We start from the raw sequence: 21031 nt of genomic DNA, 5'->3' as shown, positions 1-21031 counted from the left end.
ATTTACCACCTCTATTATTATTTGCTGCCATAAGCAACTAATTACATTAAAGCAAACATGCGTTCGGTAGTCAAGAGAAAAAAAGAACACTTGTTCTGTTTTGAACAAGTGTCATCATTTAGCTTATTAAATTTTCGATGAAATTCAATAAATTTTGGCTTGAATTCCCATCAGAATACTTATTCCATCTACCGGAAAAAACTTTTATTTTGGAATAATTAAATGGGGTTTGAATTTCATTTATTAATGATTCACTGTCATAGCAGGCTCTTCCAGGTATTATGGAAAGATAATTATCAACCAATCCCCGCTTCTGTTGATAAAGTTTTAAATCATAAGTATAAAAAAGAATGGGTTTATTTAAAATCGAAAATTCAAAGGGAACAGAAGAATAGTCAGTGATTAATATGTCTGCAGCCATGAGTAGATCAAACAAGGCATAGTTAGAAACATCTTTAATATAATCACTGGAATATTTAATATCAATATTGTTCTGAATGGCGGGATGCAGCTTAACAAATAAAACATATTCTTCTTTTAACTGATGAATTAATTGTTCTTCTGTAAAAGGCAATTGAATTGATTGCATATTATAATCTCTAAACGTCGGTGCATAGAGGATTATTTTTTTTCTTTGTATGTTTAGAGTATCTGAAATTTTTTTCTTGTTTTCTCGGTAATAAGGGTCTGTTAAAGGTACACCTATTTTTAATAATTGGTTATTCTTTATTCCAAATGATTTCTTGAAGATATTTGCCATCTCTTCTGAGCCAACAGTTAAATAATCATACGAACTGTATACTTTTTGGAACCTTTTAATATCAGTTTTCGTCCGTTGCATGTTTGTAATGTCTTCCAAACCAAATTTTTTGAGTGAGCCATTTGCGTGCCATACTTGGATACATTTCGTTTGCTTCCGCTTATTTAACACACTTGTTAATAGAAAGTAATTATCTGTTATGATCACTTTACTGTTAAACATTAGGTATACAGCTTTAATGAGATGGATAGGATTTTTTTCTTGTAATAAATATGCATCTACATTCGGGAAGCTCTCGGCAATAGAAGAGGCCTGTTGGGTATACAGGATGTTAAGTTTATAAGAGTATTGTCCTTGTTCATATTCCTCCAGAATCGCTTTTGCGTTTGCTTCGAATGAGATCAGGAGGGTCACTTTGCTTTTAGGTTTCACCCATTGCAGAAAAAAGGCGATTGCTGATAAAAAATACAAATAGCAATTCGCCAGTAGTGATCTTATTTTCATTTTTATCATCCATTTATTTAAAAGTTTTCGTTTTTATATCTGTTTTGTATGATCTTTTTCAGGCTTTGGATAGAAAGTTTTTTTGTTTTTTTCTTCTTTCAAGACCGTTAAAGCATATTTTGGGATGCTAAGCATTCTTTTCCATCGCCATGGATTCAAGATTAAGCGGTAGAACCATTCTAAATTTAAACGTATCATCCAGGAAGGGGCCCGTTTGACATTACCGCTAAATACATCAAAGCTTCCTCCTAGACCTATAGATACGGCTTTAGGGAACAAGTGTCTGTAGTTATGAATGAATTTCTCTTGATGAGGATACCCTAAAGCTACGAATACCATGTCAGGATTTGCTCTTGCAATTTGTTTTGCCACTAGGGTGCGATCTTGAACATAACCGTCTGAATAACCTGCGATTTTAATGTTTGGGTATTCAGAAGAAATTTTGGATACAACACCTTTTATAACATCTTTCTTCGCACCGTACAGAAATATGCGTTTTTTCTTCTTGTTAGCAACGCCAAGAAGTTCTTTAAAAACATCGTAGCCTGCGATTCGGGACTGAAGCCTGTTGTTAGTCAAACGTGACATCATGACTACACCGATCCCATCAGGCAAAATGAAGTTTGAAGAAGATAGTACATCAAAGTAGTCCCGATCTTTAATAGCTGCAAATGCAATTTCAGGGTTGACTGTGGAAATGACAGCACCAATCTTTTGATCAATATAATGTTTCTCTAGGTAATCGATAAATGATGTTAAGTTACTGTTAACATAAGGAATATTGTGAATAGTCTCTGTTTGCATGTCTGGCTCCTCCTTCCTTTAAGATTCTATTTATATAGTTAAAAACCGAGAGTTTCTAAAAGCAAAATCAAGCTACCTTATATTTTAACATAAATCTTCAACAAAGGATTAACATTATCTTTACATTAAATTTAAATATGTTTCCAATTTTACAATTGAATGAACGAATGAACAACAGACCTTGGTGCCAATGGAGTCTGAGTGTAATTACATATTTTGGAATGTTTTTCTCCTCATGAGTACTTAACCTTTTTTAGGCGGTATGCTATAATTAATGATCAGTGAAGACATACGAGAAATATGTCGATATAAGGAATACAAACAGGTTTTTTAGAATTTAATCGCTAACGTCAGTAGTGTTTTTAATAGTGTTTAACATTAGGAAGGAGCGTTTCTTTAAATGAAAAAAGTTATCACATATGGAACTTTTGATTTATTGCATTGGGGTCACATTAAATTGCTTGAGCGTGCAAAGCAGCTTGGTGATTATTTAGTTGTTGCTATTTCAACGGATGAATTCAATTTACAAAAGCAAAAAAAAGCTTATCACAGCTATGAGCACCGTAAATTAATTTTAGAAACCATTCGATATGTGGACGAAGTAATTCCGGAAAAGAATTGGGAGCAAAAAAAGCAAGATATTATTGATCATAATATTGATGTTTTTGTTATGGGGGATGACTGGGAAGGTAAATTTGACTTTCTCAAAGATCAGTGTGAGGTTGTTTACCTCCCAAGAACAGAAGGCATCTCTACAACAAAGATCAAAGAGGAAATTGCTGGTTTATAATTTAGGATCCTGATATCATTGGTTCAATATCTAATTAAAGTACTTCTTATTGAATAAGAAGTACTTTTTGATGCTTACATTGGTTTTTTGTGACTAAAGTATCCGGGTAGATATAAATTTCAATGATCATATATTCTAGATGCCGAAAGGGAGTAAAAAATTGTCTTTACATGCGGTGAGTGAATCTAATATAAAACAAATTCCTGACATGGATTATTATTTTATCTCTGGTGGACTGCCAAGTAATTATGGCGGTCTGACGAAATCATTATTATTGCGTTCAAAATTATTTGGAGAAGAGTGTAACCAAAACACCTTTTTCTTAACGTTTCGTTTTGATTTAGAGTTGTCTTCAAAAATTGATGAATTGTACAGCAACGGTAAGATTGATAAAAAATTCACAAGTGTTATTAATCTATTCGATGATTTTTTAAGTGTTAGAACAAATGGGAAAAGATCATACGAAGAAAGGATAGGTCTTGACCAGATAAAAAAGCAAGTTGGAATGGGGAAATTTGCAAAAACTGTGTCAAGATTATTTGGTAAGAAGAACAATGAAATGTCTGTAGTTTACTACGGAGATGGAGAAACTATCCGGTACGTCGACTATTGGAATGATAAAAACCAGCTCATAAAGAGAGAGGAATATACGAAGAACGGAAACTTAGTTCTCGTTACTCATTATGATGTGCAGCTAAACAAGATGTATCTGCAGGAATATATTAATGACCAAAATCAAGTGTATTTAGACAAACTCTATGTATGGAACAATGAAGAAAAAGATGTTCAATTATCTCATGTTATTTGGTACTCCCTTGAGGGTGAGATAAAAGTAAAAGATGAATCGGAACTGCGTCAATATTGGATAGAATATCTGCAAAAACAAAATGATAAACCTAAGTTGTTTTTAGTGGACAGCAGACCGCAAGACAAACATGTCTTTAAAGTGAAAAAATCACCTTCTTCCTATTACGGAGCAATTATTCATAACAAGCATTACGGCAGCAATAAATATCAAATTAAGGGTCGCTATAAAGAAGTATTTAGTCAGATGTATAATTTGGATGCTGTCTTTTTTATAACTGAGGAACAGCTAGAAGATTTTAAATTGATTTCAGGGGAACAAGAGACGTTTTTCTTTACTCCGCATACAATTGATAAGCCTCTTGATCCCGCTGTATTGAATGTGCCGAGTGAAAAATACAAAGCTGTCATTATTTCAAGACTTGCATCTATGAAAAATCTGATACATGCAGTAAAAGCATTTAGTCTAGTCGTGAAAGAAATTCCTGAAGCAAAACTTGATATATTCGGATCGGGTGAAGATTTCGAAAAAATAAAAAAAGAGATTGAAGATACCAAACTGCAGAATAATGTCTTTTTGAAAGGCTATACGGATAACCCTGACTCAGAGTTTCAAAAAGCTTGGCTAACCATTTCAACCTCTCATTTTGAAGGGTTCGGTCTATCAAATATGGAGGCACTGAGCAATGGATGTCCAGTTGTAACATACGACTATGATTACGGAGCAAGGAGCTTAGTTACTGACGGAGCAAATGGATATGTCATTGAACAGTATAATATAGAGAAATTGGGTCAAGCTATTATCTCTTTGATGAAAGATGAAAGTACTCATCAAAAATTTTCAGAACAAGCTTTTAAAATGGCTGAAAAATATTCAAGACCCAACTATATTGAAAATTGGGCTTTTGCTCTTAATCAGATGATTGAGGTGCGAATAGAAAGAGAGAAGTTCTCTAAAAAGGTTGGAAAAAAAGATCCTTCTATTAGTTCCTATACTGAGGATTTTGATAAAACTAAAATAGAAATTGACATTGAGAATTTTGATCATAATGATATTAAAAAAATAAGTTTAGTGGGCTTGGACAGAAAGAATAAGGCTGAAATTATTTCAACAAACTTACAAAATGATCAACTGTTTGTAATTGATCTCGAAAAAGATGTAAATATTGAAAAGGTAGCTGCCAATAAAACCAAAGTTATTGATTTTTATATTGTTTTCAATGCAAATGGCCATATTAAAACAATGCGAAGACTTTCGAGTGAAGAAACAAAATTGTCAGGAAACAGTATAGATACTCATAATGGCTATAGAGTAGAGCCCTATACAACAGTTAAAGGCAATTTCTCTTGGAGGGTCACGGAAATAAAAGAGAGTTAATATTTTGGGTAATGTCCTTAGTAGTTGACACTAATAAAAGGAAGCAAAAAGGAAAGAGCTTTTATACAGAGGAGCAGAAAAAAGTAATGATTGAAAACACTGTGATTAAATGTATTTTGAAAAGCTTGAAAAACAATTTAGGAAGTCTTGAATTGTTAATCTCAATTGATTCAGAACACCAATTTTTAGAGGATTACCAGTTATTTTTAAAGCTGAAAGAGAGACGTTCAGGAACGGAATCTGAATTTCCGCTTCAAAACACTGGCTCATTAGAGTATAAAGCTGAGATAAATGCTCATGTTTTGCCTATGCCTGTTGAAATGGGACAAACATATGATTTTTATGTCGAATTTCGAAAAAAATATGAAGATGCGGAGCAGGAACCACTCTTGAAGCGTCTTTCTGCTGAAGTAAATTCAATTGAGCGCGCCTTTCATGTCGATCAAACCACAGAACTTTTGATTTTACCTTATACAACTGATAAAGGCAACTTTTCTATTAAGGTGAAAAGAGAGGCCAAAATCATCAGATTTGATCAAATCGAGATTAGCTCTGAAGAAATAAGCATAACAGGTTATGCGGGGTACCTGAGTTCTGAAAATCAATATCGCATAAAAAACTTGAACCTTATTTTAAAAAAGGGTGGAGAAACACCTATTGAGGAAAAATTTCCAATCAAGCTAGAAAGAAAAACACATGGCCTGGAAAACATGAGAGCAGATGGTTTTGTTCCGGAACTGTATGATTTTGAAGTGAAAGTGCCTTTGAAAGAAATTCCTTTCTCAAATGAAAAACGTTATGTTTATCGTCTTTTTCTGGAGTATATATGCAATGACGATGAAGGAACGGATATTCAGTTCAACAGCACTGCTCTTGTTTTAGGAGATCGAAAAAACAAATTAAAAGGATTAGTAAGTATTATTAAAACAAACAACGCACCAGTTCGTTATGAAGTCTTTAAGAAAAAGAAAAAGCAGACTCTAGGTATCAGAGTAAACGACTATAGCCTGAAAACAAGGATTAAATACTTTATTAAAGGAAAGAAGAAGAGATTAGTATCAAAAATAAAAAAGATCACAAAAATGAGAAACAAGTTAATCACTAAAACATACAAATCTCTATTCATGATGGCTAGCAGAATGCCAGTTAAAAGGAAAACAGTCATTTTTGAAAGTTTTAATGGGAAACAATACAGTTGTAATCCGAGAGCGATTTACGAATATATGCGGGAAAACCACCCTGAGTATAAAATGTATTGGAGTGTAAATAAACAATATTCAGCGCCTTTTGATGAAAAGGGAATTCCTTACATTAATCGCCTCTCATTAAAATGGCTCTTCGCTATGGCAAGAGCTGAGTATTGGGTTGTTAACAGCCGGCTTCCATTATGGATTCCGAAACCTAGTCATACAACATATTTACAAACATGGCATGGCACGCCTTTAAAAAGACTTGCAATGGATATGGAAGAAGTCCATATGCCTGGTACAAACACCAAAAAATATAAAAGGAATTTTATCAAGGAAGCTTCTAATTGGGATTACTTGATTTCCCCAAATGGTTATTCAACTGAGATCTTTACACGGGCGTTTCAGTTTAACAAGACAATGATTGAATCTGGATATCCTAGAAATGATTTTCTTCATAATGATAATAATGAGGAAACAATATCATTGATAAAGAGTAGGTTGAATATTCCTCGTGATAAAAAGGTTATTTTATATGCCCCTACATGGAGAGATGATCAGTTCTATGCAAAAGGGCGTTATAAGTTCGATCTCGATTTAGATTTGCATCAACTTAGACAAGAGCTTGGAAATGAATATATCGTAATCTTAAGAATGCATTATCTGGTAGCTGAGAATTTTGATTTAGGTCCTTTTGAAGGATTTGCATATGATTTTTCTGCTTATGAGGATATTCGAGAATTGTATATGGTTTCTGATTTGCTGATTACTGATTATTCTTCAGTATTCTTTGATTTTGCAAATTTAAAACGGCCAATGCTATTCTTTGTCCCTGACATCGAAACTTACCGGGATAAGTTGCGTGGTTTCTACTTTGATTTTGAAAAAGAAGCTCCTGGTCCTTTGGTAAAAACTACTGAAGAAACGATTGAGGCTATCAAGCAGATCTCATCGCCTGATTATAAGCTTCCGGTTTCTTTTGGTCCTTTCTATGATAAGTTTTGCTATTTAGAGTCAGGACGTTCATCTGAAAAGGTTGTTAATACTGTATTTAAAGCTGAATAATTTAGGTTATTTTATAAAATGTATAGCTGTCGATATTTCGGCAGCTTTTTAGATACTTGTTGAGAAGTGAAAAAAAATGCAGGATCTGTTACAATAATCAGCGGTGCTTTCAAATTTTTAAACAGAAAGATTCCCAAAAACAATTAAGTCTAAGGAAGATAAAAAATGAATGATTTGTTGCGTATACTCAGAGAGCAAATAACGTCATTTCCTTTAATTTTAAGATTGGCGGCTTATGAAACCAAGTCTAAATATCAAATGAATTATTTAGGTGTCTTATGGCAGTTCTTAAATCCGCTTATCCAAATGCTGGCCTACTGGTTCGTATTTGGTATGGGGATTAGAAAGGGCGGTCCTGTGACAACCGGAGCGGGCGAAGTGCCTTTTATTATTTGGATGCTGGCAGGATTAATCCCATGGTTTTTCATCAGTCCAACTATACTTGATGGATCAAATAGTGTATTTAAGCGCATTAATATGGTGGCTAAAATGAACTTCCCGATTAGTTCTCTACCGTCCGTGGCCATTGCATCTAACTTATTTAGTTATATGATCATGATGGTGATTTATATCATTGTACTCCTAGTTAATGGTGTGTTCCCGAGTGTGCATTGGTTACAATATATTTATTACTTCATCTGTATGATTGCTTTTATGTTTTCGTTTAGTTTGTTTAACTCAACGATCAGTGTGCTGATTAGAGATTATCAATTTTTGCTGCAGGCCGTAACAAGACTTTTGTTTTTCTTGTTGCCAATTTTTTGGGATGTTAATGCGAAACTCGGTCAAAGCCACCCCGAATTAGTGCCTGTTCTGAAGTTGAATCCACTATTCTATATTATTGAAGGATTCCGGAACAGCTTCTTAGACGGAAAATGGTTTTTCCAAGACATGAAGTACACGCTGTATTTCTGGCTGTTCACATTCCTTTTATTGTTAGTGGGTTCTATTCTGCATATGAAATTCAGAGACAAGTTTGTTGACTTTCTTTAATACGTAAGGAGATTTTACGATGAAACTAAAAGTTTCGTTTCGAAATGTTTCAAAGCAGTATCATTTGTATAAAAAACAATCGGACAAGATTAAAGGATTGTTTTTTCCGGCTAAGGATAATGGTTTTTTTGCTGTGCGGAATGTCTCCTTTGACGTGTATGAGGGAGAGACAATCGGCTTTGTAGGGATAAATGGATCAGGGAAATCAACCATGTCTAACCTGCTGGCTAAAATTATTCCGCCGACCAGCGGTGAAATTGAAATGAACGGCCAGCCGTCGCTGATTGCGATTGCTGCCGGTTTAAATAACCAATTAACGGGCCGGGACAATGTCCGGCTCAAGTGTTTGATGATGGGGTTAACCAATAAAGAAATTGATGATATGTATGACAGCATCGTTGAATTTGCCGAGATTGGCGATTTTATTAATCAGCCGGTTAAAAACTATTCCAGCGGGATGAAATCGCGTCTCGGTTTTGCGATTTCCGTGCATATTGACCCTGACATTTTAATTATTGACGAAGCGCTTTCTGTAGGGGACCAAACGTTTTATCAGAAGTGTGTAGACAGAATAAATGAGTTTAAAAAGCAAGGAAAAACGATTTTCTTTGTCAGCCACTCAATCGGTCAGATTGAAAAGATGTGTGACCGCGTCGCTTGGATGCACTATGGCGAGCTTCGTATGTTTGATGAAACAAAAACGGTTGTCAAAGAGTATAAAGCGTTTATTGACTGGTTTAATAAGCTGTCGAAAAAAGAAAAAGAGACATATAAAAAAGAGCAGACAGAAGAGCGGAAGAAAGAAGATCCTGAAGCGTCTGCCCGTTTCCGCAAAAAGAAGAAAAAGCCGAAATCACTGGCCAATGCCATTCAAATTGCTATTTTGTCTATTCTGACTGTCTTCATGGCGGGAACGATGTTCTTTAATGCACCGCTTCGTACAATTGCTTCGTTTGGCGCTATTCCGCAAAATGAAGTGAAGAACCATCATGGCGATGCAAAGGGCAAGTCAGAGGAACGCTTAACTGCAGTCAATAAGCAAGGGTTTATAGCAAATGAAAAAGCGGCTGCTTATAAGGATCAGGGTTTGAAACAGAAGGCTGACGTTACACTGCCATTCGGTACAAAAGTAACGGTAGCTGCAAAAGGCAAACAAGCAGCGAAAATAAAGTTTGACGGGCACTCTTATTATGTGAAACAGAGCGCTGTTGCAACTAACATGAAACACGCTGAATTGCATGCCGCTGCATTTACGTCTTATGTCTCGCAAAACGCAGCATCTTCCTATGAATACTTTCTGAAATTCCTGGGAGACAGCAGCACCAGCATTCAATCGAAATTGAATGGTTATACTGAAGGAAATACGGCTGACGGCAGAAAAACGCTGAATTTTGATTATGAAAAAATCAGTTATGTACTGGAGAATGATAAAGCAACAGAGCTTATTTTTCATAACATTTCTCCTATCAACCCGGCGTCACTATCCTTGAGTGATAGCGATGTATTGTATGACAGCAGCAAGAAGCGTTTTCTTGTGAATACAGCTGATCAGGCTTTTGCAGTTGATAATGAAGAGCATACACTGACTTTGATGTTGAAATAAAAAAAGGCTATTGGATGAATGTCCAATAGCCTTTTTGTTTAGATTTCTTCTTTGTTTAGTAAACCTTCCATAAATGGAACGAGCTGATCGCGAAGTTCTTTATCCTGCATCGCAAATTCTAGAGTTGTCGTGATAAAGACGAGCTTTTCACCAACATCATAACGCTTGCCTTCAAAATCGTAAGCAAACACTCTTTGAATTTCATTCAGTTTTTGAATGGCGTCTGTGAGCTGAATTTCTCCGCCGGCGCCACCTGCTGCTCTTCTAAATACATGAAGATCTCAGGCGTGAATACGTAACGGCCTAAGATGGCAAGATTAGAAGGTGCTGTGCCTTTAGGCGGTTTTTCAACGAAGTTTTTCACCTGATAACGGCGGCCTTCACTTGTCAGCGGGGCGATGATGCCATAACAGTGTGTTTCATCTTCAGGCACTTGCTGAACACCGATAATAGAAGAAAGTGTTCTTTCATATTCATCCGTTAATTGGCGCAACCCTGGTGTGTCAGCCTGAACAATATCGTCTCCAAGCAGAAACGCAAACGGCTCATCGCCGATAAAGTTGGGCGCGAACCAGACAGCATGTCCGAGACCTTTAGGTTCTTTTTGGCGGATATAGTGAAAGAAACTTATCACTTTTTTCAGAAGTGTTCAGTTTTTCCTTTATCTAATTGATTTTCGTTTATATCATATCAACCCTCCTTTTCATCTATATATCTATAAAAAAACATGTGTAATTCGTAGTTTAGATAAAGTTCCTTAGCCTGATAAAGACTTCACTAAATTTTACCACGAAAATTTTTAGGAACTACGTATTACAATTCCTTCACGTTTTGACGATGAAGTAATATGAGGAGGGCGTACAAAATAAATGACGCAGCAGAAAGAAAATCATTACACTTAAAAACGCGACAAAAAGAATTGACTCTTCCGGAATAGAAAACTTGTTGTAATGAGTATAGATAAGATATCAGATCTGTAAAAAATACACATCAATGCAACGATATTGTCAAAAAGTGCTGAGGATTTACATTTTTAAAGAGCCTTAACTTTTATAGGAACATATGCTATTATTGTTTATTATTAATGGAACGTAAAAAATATGTCAAAATGATAAACAATCAGTTAAGGATTTTTGTTTTTTCTGGCACGCTAAGTTGGAAAAGGTTGGAAGGTGATGTTATCTAATGAAGAAAGTGATACGTACGGAATGTTTGATTTATTTCACTACGGACATATGAAGCTACTGGAAAGAGCAAAAGAACCTGGGATTACTTAATCGTACGATTGTCTACAAAGGAATACTATGAGGCCATTTACCTTACAAGAATAGCAGGCATTTCAACTACCCAAATCAGAAAAGATATGGCTAGTTTATAGAAGCACTAACTAAAAGAGGCTTGAAGTAAATTCAGTTGCTTCTTTTTTTCTTGTTTGCGTAAATATTAATCTTCACTCTTTAAGGAGTTCACTGATGAAATTTTTATTATAACCAATTGCAGAAGTTTACTAGTTAGAGTTTATTCAGTTTTGTTTAAAATTTTTGTCCTTCTGCCAAGAAACAATAAATTAATTTTATTTGAAAGCTATTCTGGAAACAGTTTAGCTACAATCCCCTACCAATTTACGAATATCTGCTATAAAAAGGTTTTCTCTTAAGTGGATTTGGTACATGGCTGCAGCTAAATATAGGATTGAAAACAGCTTGCTGCCTTTATGGATTCCAAAACCCTAAAACACATTGTATGTGCAAACGTGGATCGGCACTCTGTAAAAAACTAGATAATGATATGGCGAAGTGCACATGCTCGGAACCACAACTGAAAAGTATAAACAGAATTTCTGCAGGAAGCCAAAAAACGGGGTTATTTAATTTCACTAATGCTTACTCGACTAAACTTTCATACGTGCATTTCAAAAAGGAAATTTTGGAAACTGGTTATCCGAGAAATGACATTCTACATTATCAAATAAGGAATTAAAGAAAAATAATTTTATATGCACCAACTTTGCGGGATAATGAATTTTAAGAAAGCTGGCCAGTATAAATTTAACTTTAATTTGATTAGAGGAAATGAGAAGGGAACCTTGGAGACTCTATGGTTATTCCTTGTAAGAATGGTATTATCCAGTTTCAGAACAATTTAATTAGGGAAATATAAATATTTTTTGAACGATGTTTCTTTAAATAAAGATATTCGAGATTTATATTTAATTAGTGATTTATTGATTATGGATTATTCTTCTGTCTTTTTTGATAATATGAATTTTTAAAAAAACCTTGTATTTTTTGTGTATGATCTCCCGGCTTATAGAGACTGTATCAGAGGTTTTTACTTTAATTTTCAGCAAAAAACGCCAGGAAACTTGCTTCAAACAAGTGAAGAACTTATAGATACGGTAAAAGAGTTGTTACATAATCCTTATATAGATCATAACTATGAGGATTTTTATAATAAATTTTGTAATTTAGAAGAGGCAAGGCTTCTAAAAGAGTAATTGAAACGATCCTTTAACTTCTAAATAAAGAGGTACAAACATGTTTTCTATAATTATACCAATATATAATTCTGAAAATTATTTAAGATATTCAATAGAGAGTGTCCTTAACCAGTCAATTGGATTTAAGGAAAATATAGAACTGATATTAATAGATGATGGTAGTGTTGACAGCAGTCCTCAAATTTGTGAATCCTTTAAAAATCTATATCCTAATAATATTAAAATCATGAAAATTGAAAACTCTGGACCTTCTGCTGCAAGAAATTGTGGATTATCAAATGTAAGCGAAAGATCTAAATTTATTGGTTTTCTTGATTCTGACGATGCATTCTCTCAAAATGCGCTGCAAAGTGTTTATGATTTTTTTTGTGATTCCGAACATGTAAATATTGCGGTATTACCTGTTTATTACACAGGTGAAAAAGAAGGGGGACATAAATTAAATAATAGATTTGAAAAAGGAACAAGAGTTATAAATATTCTCAACGATTATAAAGCTATTCATTTTTATATTGGCGGCACTTTTTACAGAAGACATACACTAACTAGTACCGTCCTTTTTGATGAATCTATAAAGTTTTGGGAAGACGCTATCTTTTTTAACCAGTTATTACTGAAAGAAAAAAGATACGGAGCAGTTGCAGAAGGAAAGTATTTTTATAGAAAACGGAAAGAACAGGATTCTTTAGTTGATCGTTCATGGTTTAACAAAAAAAGGTACACATATTTGTTGAATGAATGTTACATGACTTTGTTGATGGATTCATTCAACAAATATGATATAGTTTTGCCTTATTTGCAATTTTTAATTGTATATCATATAAAACTGTTTTTATATCCGAACTATAGAGATGTTTATAAGTCTGTTTTAGATCAACAAGAACAAAGAGTTTTTGTTGATGATTTTATTAAAGTTTTAAAATTTATTGACCCGCAATTTATAAAAGAACAAGATATGCCGATGTACTATAAAGAATTTATGTTTCACTTATTAAAAGAAAATACAGAAGCTCTTGAAAATATAAAAAAAGAAAGAGTACTGCATAGTTCATGTACTGTTACTTCGGCAAAAATAAAAGGGCTTAGACTTGAATTAACAGGGCACTTTATTAACCAGTATTATGAGATGAAAGAAAATGACCGAGTATATATAAAATATTTTAAAAGATTAAAAAAATGCAAACGAAAAGAACTGAAAAAAACAATTGAAGTATGGGGATATAAATTAAGAGATTTTAGATATGCTGGTTTTGTTGTCGAAATACCGATTTGGGCCTTTGCATTTGACTTTGTACTAAAAACACCAAATGATTCTTTAGAACTTAACCATGTGAACATTTTTAAAAGTTTGCTTACAAGGGTTTTTAAAAAAAGGTAAGGAATGCTTTTCATACATTTTACTAAATTAAAATTGTTTTGCAAAAATTAGTACTCTCTTGTTTCTTACTTTTATTTACCCGAATTCTTATTCATATAAACATTATGTTAGGAGTAATCTTTTATGAACGAAAAAAGTTTTAACTATGATTTCAGTGTTATAATGCCGATTTATAATGTTGAGTTGTATCTCACTGAAGCTATAGAAAGTATCATTAACCAAACTGTTGGTTTTGAGAATATTCAGTTAATACTGGTGAATGATGATAGCCCCGATAAAAGTGAAATCATTTGTAAAGAATATGCTCAGAAATATCCCAATAACATTGTCTATGCAAAGAAACAGAATGGCGGAGTGAGCAGTGCTCGAAATTATGGTTTAAAGTATGCTGAAGGTAGATATATTCAATTTTTGGATCCGGATGATTTAGTTTCAGAAGGAACATTCGAAAATGTTTTAAACTTCTTTGACGAACATAAGAATGAAATTGATATTGTAGCAATCCCTATTTTTTTTGCAGAAGGAAGAACTGGAGAACATAATCTAAATAATAAGTTTTCTTCTACAAGAATTTTGGATGTAGAAAAAGAACCGCATCATATATTAACTCATTGTTGTTCTACATTTATAAAAAAAGATGCCTTGAAAAATATCAGGTTTGATGAAAATTGTAAAATAGGTGAAGATGCCAAACTAGTTAATTTAATCATATCGCAAAAGAAAAAGTATGGTCTGGTTAAAGAGGCAAAATACCATTATAGAGTTAGAGAAGATGGATCATCTGCCATGCAGACTGCTAAAGCAAATAAGAATTGGTTTAACCATTCACTTATCACTTTCTCAAAGAATTTAATCGATATTATAAAAAATCATGAACAGAAAATACCTTTATTTCTTCAATATATGGTTATGCATGATTTGAAGTGGAAATTATTGATTAAGGATATCAGTGAAACACCTTTAGACGAAAATGAATACAGTGAATTTTTAACATTGATTCGAGAAGTATTGTCGTATATTGACGACGATGTCATCATTGAAACAAAAAGTGTCAGCCATTTCTATTTATATCATGCTTTAAAAATAAAGCACGGTGAAAATTATAGTAGGTATGTATATGAAAGAGAAACTGAACAGGATTATTATTTATACAGAGAAGGTAAAATTGTTTCGAAATTATCGGATCAAACTTTAACTATTGAAATTTTAGAAGAAAATGAGGATTCCATTCACATAGAAGGCTTTTGGAGCTCGCTGTTTCATTCTAAAGGTTTTAAGTTTTATGCTAAAATTGGCGAAACAAAAATAAAAGCAAAGAATATAAAAAGACAGCATAATGATTATATAAGTTTAGGAGAAGTAATAAAAAAATATCCCGGTTTTTCAATAGATATTCCCAAAGGTCATCTAGCAGATAATCATCATATTGAATTTTTTATAACTAAGGGTGAAAAAAGGAAGTTGACAAAACTTCGTTTTTTCAAGTATTCAGGTTTGTCAAACGATTTATATAATACTTATGTAGCTAAAAAAGATTATATTTTTTATTATAATTATAAAAAATTAATGTTCAAAAAAAACAATTTTAAAAATAGATTTATAAAAGAGTTTCGTTTCTTAAAATCCCTACATAAATCAGGGGAAAAATCAAAAAAACGAAAATCAGCGATTAAGAAGGCACTGATGGCAAGAATGGTACACCATGTTTTCACTATTTTTAATAGAAAACCAGTATGGTTATTCATAGACAGACAAGACAAAGCTGATGATAATGCCGAGCACCTCTTTAAATATGCAATCAACAAGAATGATGGGGTAAAAAAATACTTTATAATAAAAAAAGATAGCAAGGATTACAACAGAATCAAAAAATATGGAAAGGTCATACCATACAGATCTTTTAGACATAAAATTTTAACCTTATCCTCTTCCAAAGTAATATCGACACATGCAGATATATGGGTTGTAAATCCATTTTTTAATATGGAGATTTATTTTAGAGATTTATTTAACTTTGAGTTTATCTTTTTACAGCACGGAATAACAATGGCAGATCATTCTGAATGGTTAAACAAATACAACAAGAATATCAAATTATTAGTCACTTCTGCCAAACCTGAATATCGGTCTATTGTGAAAGGGAATTACAACTATAAAAAAGAGAATATTTTGTTGGGGGGATTTCCGAGATACGATAATCTTAAGAAGAGTGAGGGAGAAAAGCAACTTCTAATAATGCCGACTTGGAGAAAAGATATTGTATTACCGAAAGATCAGGCAAAAGGAGTAAGACCGTACAACCCGAAATTTAAAGATAGTGAATATTTTTCTAGGTATAATGCTTTGATTAATGATGAACGGCTAATCGAATTTGCTAAGAAAAATAATTATAAAATAACTTTTTTTCCGCACCCAGATATTCAGCAACAGATTGTAGACTTTGAAAAGCATGAGTATGTGGAGTTTGCCGACTATAACAGCAGCTATCAAATGCTATTTAATTCTTCTAATATAATGATTACTGATTTTTCATCTGTTGCGTTTGATTTTGCATATGAGAAAAAACCTGTTATCTATTATCAATACGAAAAATCATACCATTTTAAACTTGATTATTATGATTATAAAAAAATGGGGTTTGGTGATGTAATAGAAGATCATAATAGCTTAGTTGATAAAGTTATCTATTATATGAAAAACAATAGTCGTATGGAAGATAAGTATAGAAAAAGAGTAGATAACTTTTTTGCATATACTGATAAAAATAATAGGAATCGTATTTATAAAGCTATTTTGGAATTAGATAATAATAAAGTTGCTAAGTGAGGTTGGTTTGTTTTATATTGACACTTCAAATGTTGGGAGAAGTTCTGCGAGACTTCTCTTTACTTTTTAAAAGTGAAAAAAACTCAACATTTGTTACAATATTCACTGGTACTTTTAAATTTCTTTAACCGAAAGATCCAAAAAATCAATTATTTTGGTGTATTATGGCAGGTTTTAAATCCCCTTATTCTAATGATGGCGTACTGGTTTGTATTTGGGATGCGCAACAGTAAGCTGGTCATAACAGGTATCGGAGAAGTGCCTTTTATCGTTTGAATGCTGGCTGGTTTGATTCCGTGGTTTTCTATTAGCCCGACAATTCTTGATAAATCCAACAGCGTAGTTAAAGGGATTAATATGGTAGCCAAAATGAACTTTCCGATCAGTTCACTGCCTTCTGTTGTAATTGCTTCAAATTTATTTAATTATTTTGTAATGCTGATTGTTTAGTCATTGTTCTTTTAGCAAGTGGTGTTTACTTAGCTTGCATTGAATACAATATATTTACTATTTAATCTGCATGTTTGTATTTATGTTTTCATTTAGTTTATTTAACTCTACAATCAGTGTGCTTGTCTGGGATTATTAATTTTTGCGGCAGGCCGTTGATCAGGTCTTCGCAGTCGATAATGAAGAGCATACACTGACTTTGATGTTGAAATAAAAAAAGGCTATTGGATGAATGTCCAATAGCCTTTTTGTTTAGATTTCTTCTTTGTTTAGTAAACCTTCCATAAATGGAACGAGCTGTTCGCGAAGCTCTTTATCCTGCATCGCAAATTCTAGAGTTGTTGTGATAAAGCCGAGCTTTTCACCAACATCATAACGCTTGCCTTCAAAATCGTAAGCAAACACTCTTTGAATTTCATTCAGTTTTTGAATAGCGTCTGTGAGCTGAATTTCTCCGCCGGCGCCAACCTGCTGCTCTTCTAAGTACATGAAGATCTCAGGCGTGAATACGTAACGGCCTAAGATGGCAAGATTAGAAGGTGCTGTGCCTTTAGGCGGTTTTTCAACGAAGTTTTTCACCTGATAACGGCGGCCTTCACTTGTCAGCGGGTCAATAATGCCGTAGCGGTGTGTTTCTTCTTCAGGCACCTGCTGAACACCGATAATAGAAGAAAGTGTTTTTTCATATTCATCCATTAATTGGCGCAACCCTGGTGTGTCAGCCTGAACAATATCGTCTCCAAGCAGTACCGCAAACGGCTCATCGCCGATAAAGTTGCGCGCGCACCAGACAGCATGTCCGAGACCTTTAGGTTCTTTTTGGCGGATATAGTGAATGTCAGCCAGGTTAGAAGCCTTTTTCACTTTTTCAAGCAGCTCGGTTTTTCCTTTTTCTTCTAGGTTTCTTTCAAGCTCAGGAGAGTAATCAAAATGATCCTCAATCGCACGCTTGCTTTTTCCTGTTACGATAATAATATCTTCAATACCGGCTTCAACAGCTTCTTCAATTATGTATTGAATGGTAGGTTTATCAACGATAGGAAGCATTTCTTTCGGCATTGCTTTCGTAGCCGGGAGAAAACGTGTTCCTAAGCCTGCTGCTGGAATTATGGCTTTACGTACTTTTTTCATTTAAAAGGCACCTTCCTTATGATCGAAAAAATTTATGGTTAAACTATTCTCTATTTACCCTTTTCATTATGTTTTTACACATTTTTATGATATCGGATAAACCATTTTTAAACAAGCTTTATCCTTAATATTAAAAACTTATATCATTTTATTTGAATCAAGAATGAAATGATTTAAAATGAAGCATTTTCATGTAGAATATGTAGTATGAATTTATTTACTATAGCAGAAAACCAGGTGACAAATATGAAAAAACTAAAAGTGATGACCGTTTTCGGGACCAGGCCTGAAGCGATCAAGATGGCACCGCTTGTGCTTGAATTGAAAAAATATCCTGAAATAGATTCCTATGTAACGGTAACTGCACAGCACAGACAGATGCTCGATCAGGTGTTAGATGCGTTTCACATCAAGCCTGACTTCGATTTGAACATTATGAAGGAGCGGCAGACATTGGCAGAGATTACGTCTAACGCACTTGTAAAATTGGATGAGTTGTTTAAAGATATCAAACCCGATATTGTGCTTGTCCATGGTGATACGACGACGACGTTTGCCGGAAGCCTAGCCGCTTTTTACCATCAAATTGCTGTCGGTCATGTGGAGGCGGGGCTCCGTACAGGGAATAAGTATTCCCCGTTTCCGGAAGAGCTCAATCGACAGATGACAGGGGCGATTGCTGATTTGCATTTTGCTCCGACAGACCAGGCGAAAGACAATTTATTAAAAGAAAACAAAAAGGCCGACTCTATTTTTGTAACGGGCAATACAGCGATTGACGCACTCAACACAACGGTTAGGGATGGTTACTCGCATCCTGTTCTCGATCAGGTGGGTGAGGATAAAATGATTCTCTTGACCGCTCACCGTCGGGAGAATTTGGGTGAGCCAATGGAAAATATGTTCAAGGCCATCCGCAGAATTGTAGGGGAATTTGAAGATGTACAAGTCGTTTACCCTGTGCACCTGAATCCTGTTGTCCGGGAAGCGGCTCATAAGCATTTTGGTGATTCTGACAGAGTGCATCTGATTGAACCTTTAGAGGTGATTGATTTCCATAACTTTGCAGCGAAATCGCATTTTATATTGACAGATTCGGGCGGCGTGCAGGAGGAAGCCCCATCTCTCGGGAAACCGGTGCTTGTTCTGCGTGATACGACGGAACGGCCTGAAGGAGTGGAAGCGGGAACGCTGAAACTTGCAGGTACGGATGAGGAAAACATTTATCAGCTGGCAAAACAGCTGTTAACTGATCATGATGAGTACAAGAAAATGTCCCAGGCTTCTAATCCGTATGGAGATGGAGAGGCTTCTCGCCGGATTGTGGAAGAATTGCTGTTTCATTACGGGTATCGGAAAGAACAACCGGATTCATTTACAGGCAAATAAAAAAGAAGCTTTGCACATTGTGCGAAGCTTCTTTTTGTTTTACTTTTCGAGGCTTTCCTTCAGCTCTTTTGTAATATCGGAAAGGGCGCTTTCATCAGCTTGGTAGTAGTAAATTCCATTGATTTTCGTGCCTGTACCTTTTAGTTCGTGCTGTTTAATATGTTTCCGCGCACCTTTGTAATCGGACTGGATATCCCACATGTTATCGAAGGTCAAGTTCGTTTTCACATTATCTTCAACAACTTTAAACATATCTCCGAATTTCGTGATGGAAGAAATATTAGCGCCTTTATTAATAATACCTTGGATGACTTGGCGCTGGCGGTCCTGGCGTCCGAAGTCGCCTCTCGGATCTTCTTTTCTCATCCGGGTATAAGCGAGCGCTTCTTTTCCGTTCAGCGTGATTTCTCCTTTGCCGAACGAATAACCGTCATAACTAAACGCGAATGTGCTGTTAACTGTAATGCCGCCAAGTGTATCAACAACGTCTCTAAAGCTTTCCATGTTCACTTTCACAAAATAATCAACCGGAACATCGAGGAAGTTCTCAACAGTGTCTACCGTCATCTGCGTGCCGCCGAAAGCGTATGAATGGTTGATTTTATCCATTGTGCCTTTTCCGATAATTTTTGTATACGTGTCACGCGGAATGCTGACCATGTCGGTTGTATTCGTTTTTGGGTTAACGGTCATATAAATAAGCGTATCGGCACGGCCCTTATCGCCGTCGCGTTCATCCACACCCATGATTAAGACGGAAAAAGGATCTTTTTTATTGATACTGACCTCTTTATCCCTCTTTTTCGATTTATCAATGCTTTCATGAATACTTGCCACGGTTGATGCTGCTTTATGCCATAAGTAGTATGCATAGCCGCCAGTTCCGAGTACAAGAAGTCCGATTATCGTTAAAATTGTCAGTAATAAAGTTTTTTTCTTTTTTCTGCGTTCGTTTCTCATCCTTTGCACCTCATCTGTTAAATTACTTTCATTATGAGTTAAATTTCCAATAAATACAACTCTATTTAATACAAGAATGAAATCCTAAAATAGTCGTTTTTTATAAAAAAAAGTTTCATTGTTTCTTAATTTTTCTTTAAAATATAAAATAGGTTGACGATAAAATATAATGAGGTGAAAAAAATGAAAAAATTTATTGCTTTACTGTTCTTTATATTGCTTCTTTCGGGTTGTGGGGTTAATAGTCAAAAGAGTCAAGGTGAAGATGTATCGCCAGACAGTAACATTGAAACAAAAGAAGGTACTTATGTAGGGTTAGCTGATACTCATACAATAGAAGTAACAGTAGATAATGAGCCGGTTAGTCTTGATATCACTGAAGAATCGACAAGTGATCTTGATAAGTTTAACAGTGGAGATAAGGTCACGATTACATATGAAAAAAATGATGAGGGTCAGCTTCTGTTAAAAGATATTGAACGTGCCAACTAAGATATAGGGAGGAACCT

General features: G+C 34.6%; 15 protein-coding genes and 3 pseudogenes. 12 read left to right on the top strand and 6 right to left on the bottom strand.

Annotation, left to right across the window (positions count from 1 at the left end; genetic code table 11):
• Nucleotides 1-118: 118 nt before the first annotated feature.
• Both tagB and tagA read right to left on the bottom strand, forming a co-directional pair.
• Nucleotides 119-1264 (bottom strand): teichoic acid glycerol-phosphate primase, encoded by a 1146-nt coding sequence (gene tagB / locus WA279_RS15080; protein WP_336155871.1) that lies wholly within the window; start codon nucleotides 1262-1264, stop codon nucleotides 119-121.
• Between the two features lie 33 nt (nucleotides 1265-1297).
• Nucleotides 1298-2068, bottom strand: coding sequence for an N-acetylglucosaminyldiphosphoundecaprenol N-acetyl-beta-D- mannosaminyltransferase (tagA, locus tag WA279_RS15075; protein WP_003227919.1), 771 nt, complete (start codon nucleotides 2066-2068; stop codon nucleotides 1298-1300).
• Nucleotides 2069-2468: 400 nt separating this feature from the next.
• Here tagA and tagD point away from each other — a divergent pair, with 400 nt between their 5' ends.
• The 5 genes from tagD (at nucleotide 2469) to tagH (ending at nucleotide 9888) form a co-directional block, all read left to right on the top strand.
• The gene (gene tagD / locus WA279_RS15070) at nucleotides 2469-2858 is read left to right on the top strand and encodes a glycerol-3-phosphate cytidylyltransferase (RefSeq protein ID WP_003227921.1); all 390 of its coding nucleotides are present in this window, start codon (nucleotides 2469-2471) and stop codon (nucleotides 2856-2858) included.
• 160 nt (nucleotides 2859-3018) lie between these two features.
• Nucleotides 3019-5040 carry a poly(glycerol-phosphate) alpha-glucosyltransferase gene (gene tagE / locus WA279_RS15065; RefSeq protein ID WP_251188344.1) on the top strand — a complete coding sequence of 674 codons (2022 nt, stop codon included), beginning with the start codon at nucleotides 3019-3021 and terminating at the stop codon, nucleotides 5038-5040.
• A gap of 11 nt (nucleotides 5041-5051) precedes the next feature.
• The gene (gene tagF, locus WA279_RS15060) at nucleotides 5052-7292 is read left to right on the top strand and encodes a teichoic acid poly(glycerol phosphate) polymerase (RefSeq protein WP_251188385.1); all 2241 of its coding nucleotides are present in this window, start codon (nucleotides 5052-5054) and stop codon (nucleotides 7290-7292) included.
• 165 nt (nucleotides 7293-7457) lie between these two features.
• Entirely contained in the window at nucleotides 7458-8285 is an 828-nt protein-coding gene (tagG, locus tag WA279_RS15055) for a teichoic acids export ABC transporter permease subunit TagG (RefSeq protein WP_336155869.1), read from the top strand.
• Nucleotides 8286-8304: 19 nt separating this feature from the next.
• The gene (tagH, locus tag WA279_RS15050) at nucleotides 8305-9888 is read left to right on the top strand and encodes a teichoic acids export ABC transporter ATP-binding subunit TagH (RefSeq protein ID WP_336155867.1); all 1584 of its coding nucleotides are present in this window, start codon (nucleotides 8305-8307) and stop codon (nucleotides 9886-9888) included.
• 38 nt (nucleotides 9889-9926) lie between these two features.
• Here the strand turns inward: tagH and WA279_RS15045 are convergent.
• Nucleotides 9927-10557: pseudogene (locus tag WA279_RS15045) on the bottom strand (UTP--glucose-1-phosphate uridylyltransferase); the annotation flags it as partial.
• 506 nt (nucleotides 10558-11063) lie between these two features.
• Here WA279_RS15045 and WA279_RS20900 point away from each other — a divergent pair.
• The 4 genes and pseudogenes from WA279_RS20900 to ggaB all read left to right on the top strand — a co-directional run bounded on the left by WA279_RS20900 (nucleotide 11064) and on the right by ggaB (nucleotide 16592).
• The gene (locus WA279_RS20900; RefSeq protein WP_009968268.1) at nucleotides 11064-11165 is read left to right on the top strand and encodes an adenylyltransferase/cytidyltransferase family protein; all 102 of its coding nucleotides are present in this window, start codon (nucleotides 11064-11066) and stop codon (nucleotides 11163-11165) included.
• An 890-nt stretch (nucleotides 11166-12055) separates the two neighbouring features.
• Nucleotides 12056-12385, top strand: a pseudogene (locus tag WA279_RS15035) (CDP-glycerol glycerophosphotransferase family protein).
• A 40-nt stretch (nucleotides 12386-12425) separates the two neighbouring features.
• The gene (locus tag WA279_RS15030) at nucleotides 12426-13766 is read left to right on the top strand and encodes a glycosyltransferase family 2 protein (RefSeq protein ID WP_251188342.1); all 1341 of its coding nucleotides are present in this window, start codon (nucleotides 12426-12428) and stop codon (nucleotides 13764-13766) included.
• A 123-nt stretch (nucleotides 13767-13889) separates the two neighbouring features.
• Nucleotides 13890-16592, top strand: a complete 2703-nt coding sequence (gene ggaB, locus WA279_RS15025; protein WP_336155865.1) for a poly(glucosyl N-acetylgalactosamine 1-phosphate) glucosyltransferase — start codon at nucleotides 13890-13892, stop codon at nucleotides 16590-16592.
• Between the two features lie 149 nt (nucleotides 16593-16741).
• Here the strand turns inward: ggaB and WA279_RS15020 are convergent, their stop codons facing one another.
• Nucleotides 16742-16960, bottom strand: a complete 219-nt coding sequence (locus WA279_RS15020) for a hypothetical protein (RefSeq protein WP_119123078.1) — start codon at nucleotides 16958-16960, stop codon at nucleotides 16742-16744.
• A gap of 221 nt (nucleotides 16961-17181) precedes the next feature.
• Between WA279_RS15020 and WA279_RS20895 the strand changes: the two are divergent.
• Nucleotides 17182-17256: pseudogene (locus WA279_RS20895) on the top strand (hypothetical protein); the annotation flags it as partial.
• Nucleotides 17257-17294: 38 nt separating this feature from the next.
• Here the strand turns inward: WA279_RS20895 and galU are convergent.
• The gene (galU, locus tag WA279_RS15015; RefSeq protein ID WP_336155863.1) at nucleotides 17295-18173 is read right to left on the bottom strand and encodes a UTP--glucose-1-phosphate uridylyltransferase GalU; all 879 of its coding nucleotides are present in this window, start codon (nucleotides 18171-18173) and stop codon (nucleotides 17295-17297) included.
• Between the two features lie 246 nt (nucleotides 18174-18419).
• Here galU and wecB point away from each other — a divergent pair, with 246 nt between their 5' ends.
• On the top strand, nucleotides 18420-19562 hold the full coding sequence (gene wecB / locus WA279_RS15010; RefSeq protein ID WP_336155862.1) for a non-hydrolyzing UDP-N-acetylglucosamine 2-epimerase: 1143 nt from the start codon (nucleotides 18420-18422) through the stop codon (nucleotides 19560-19562).
• Between the two features lie 39 nt (nucleotides 19563-19601).
• On the opposite strand, the gene tagU is transcribed toward wecB, so the two are convergent.
• Nucleotides 19602-20522, bottom strand: coding sequence for a polyisoprenyl-teichoic acid--peptidoglycan teichoic acid transferase TagU (tagU, locus tag WA279_RS15005; protein WP_014478144.1), 921 nt, complete (start codon nucleotides 20520-20522; stop codon nucleotides 19602-19604).
• A gap of 183 nt (nucleotides 20523-20705) precedes the next feature.
• On the opposite strand from tagU, the gene lytA reads away from it, so the two are divergent.
• Complete coding sequence (gene lytA, locus WA279_RS15000) at nucleotides 20706-21014, top strand: membrane-bound protein LytA (RefSeq protein WP_003242772.1); 309 nt, start codon at nucleotides 20706-20708, stop codon at nucleotides 21012-21014.
• Nucleotides 21015-21031: the final 17 nt, after the last annotated feature.

This window comes from Bacillus sp. 204(2023) (assembly GCF_037027505.1).
Taxonomy (GTDB): Bacteria; Bacillota; Bacilli; order Bacillales; family Bacillaceae; genus Bacillus; species Bacillus subtilis.
Note: the sequence above shows the minus strand (reverse complement) of the source record. Positions and strands in the feature narration are given on the sequence as shown.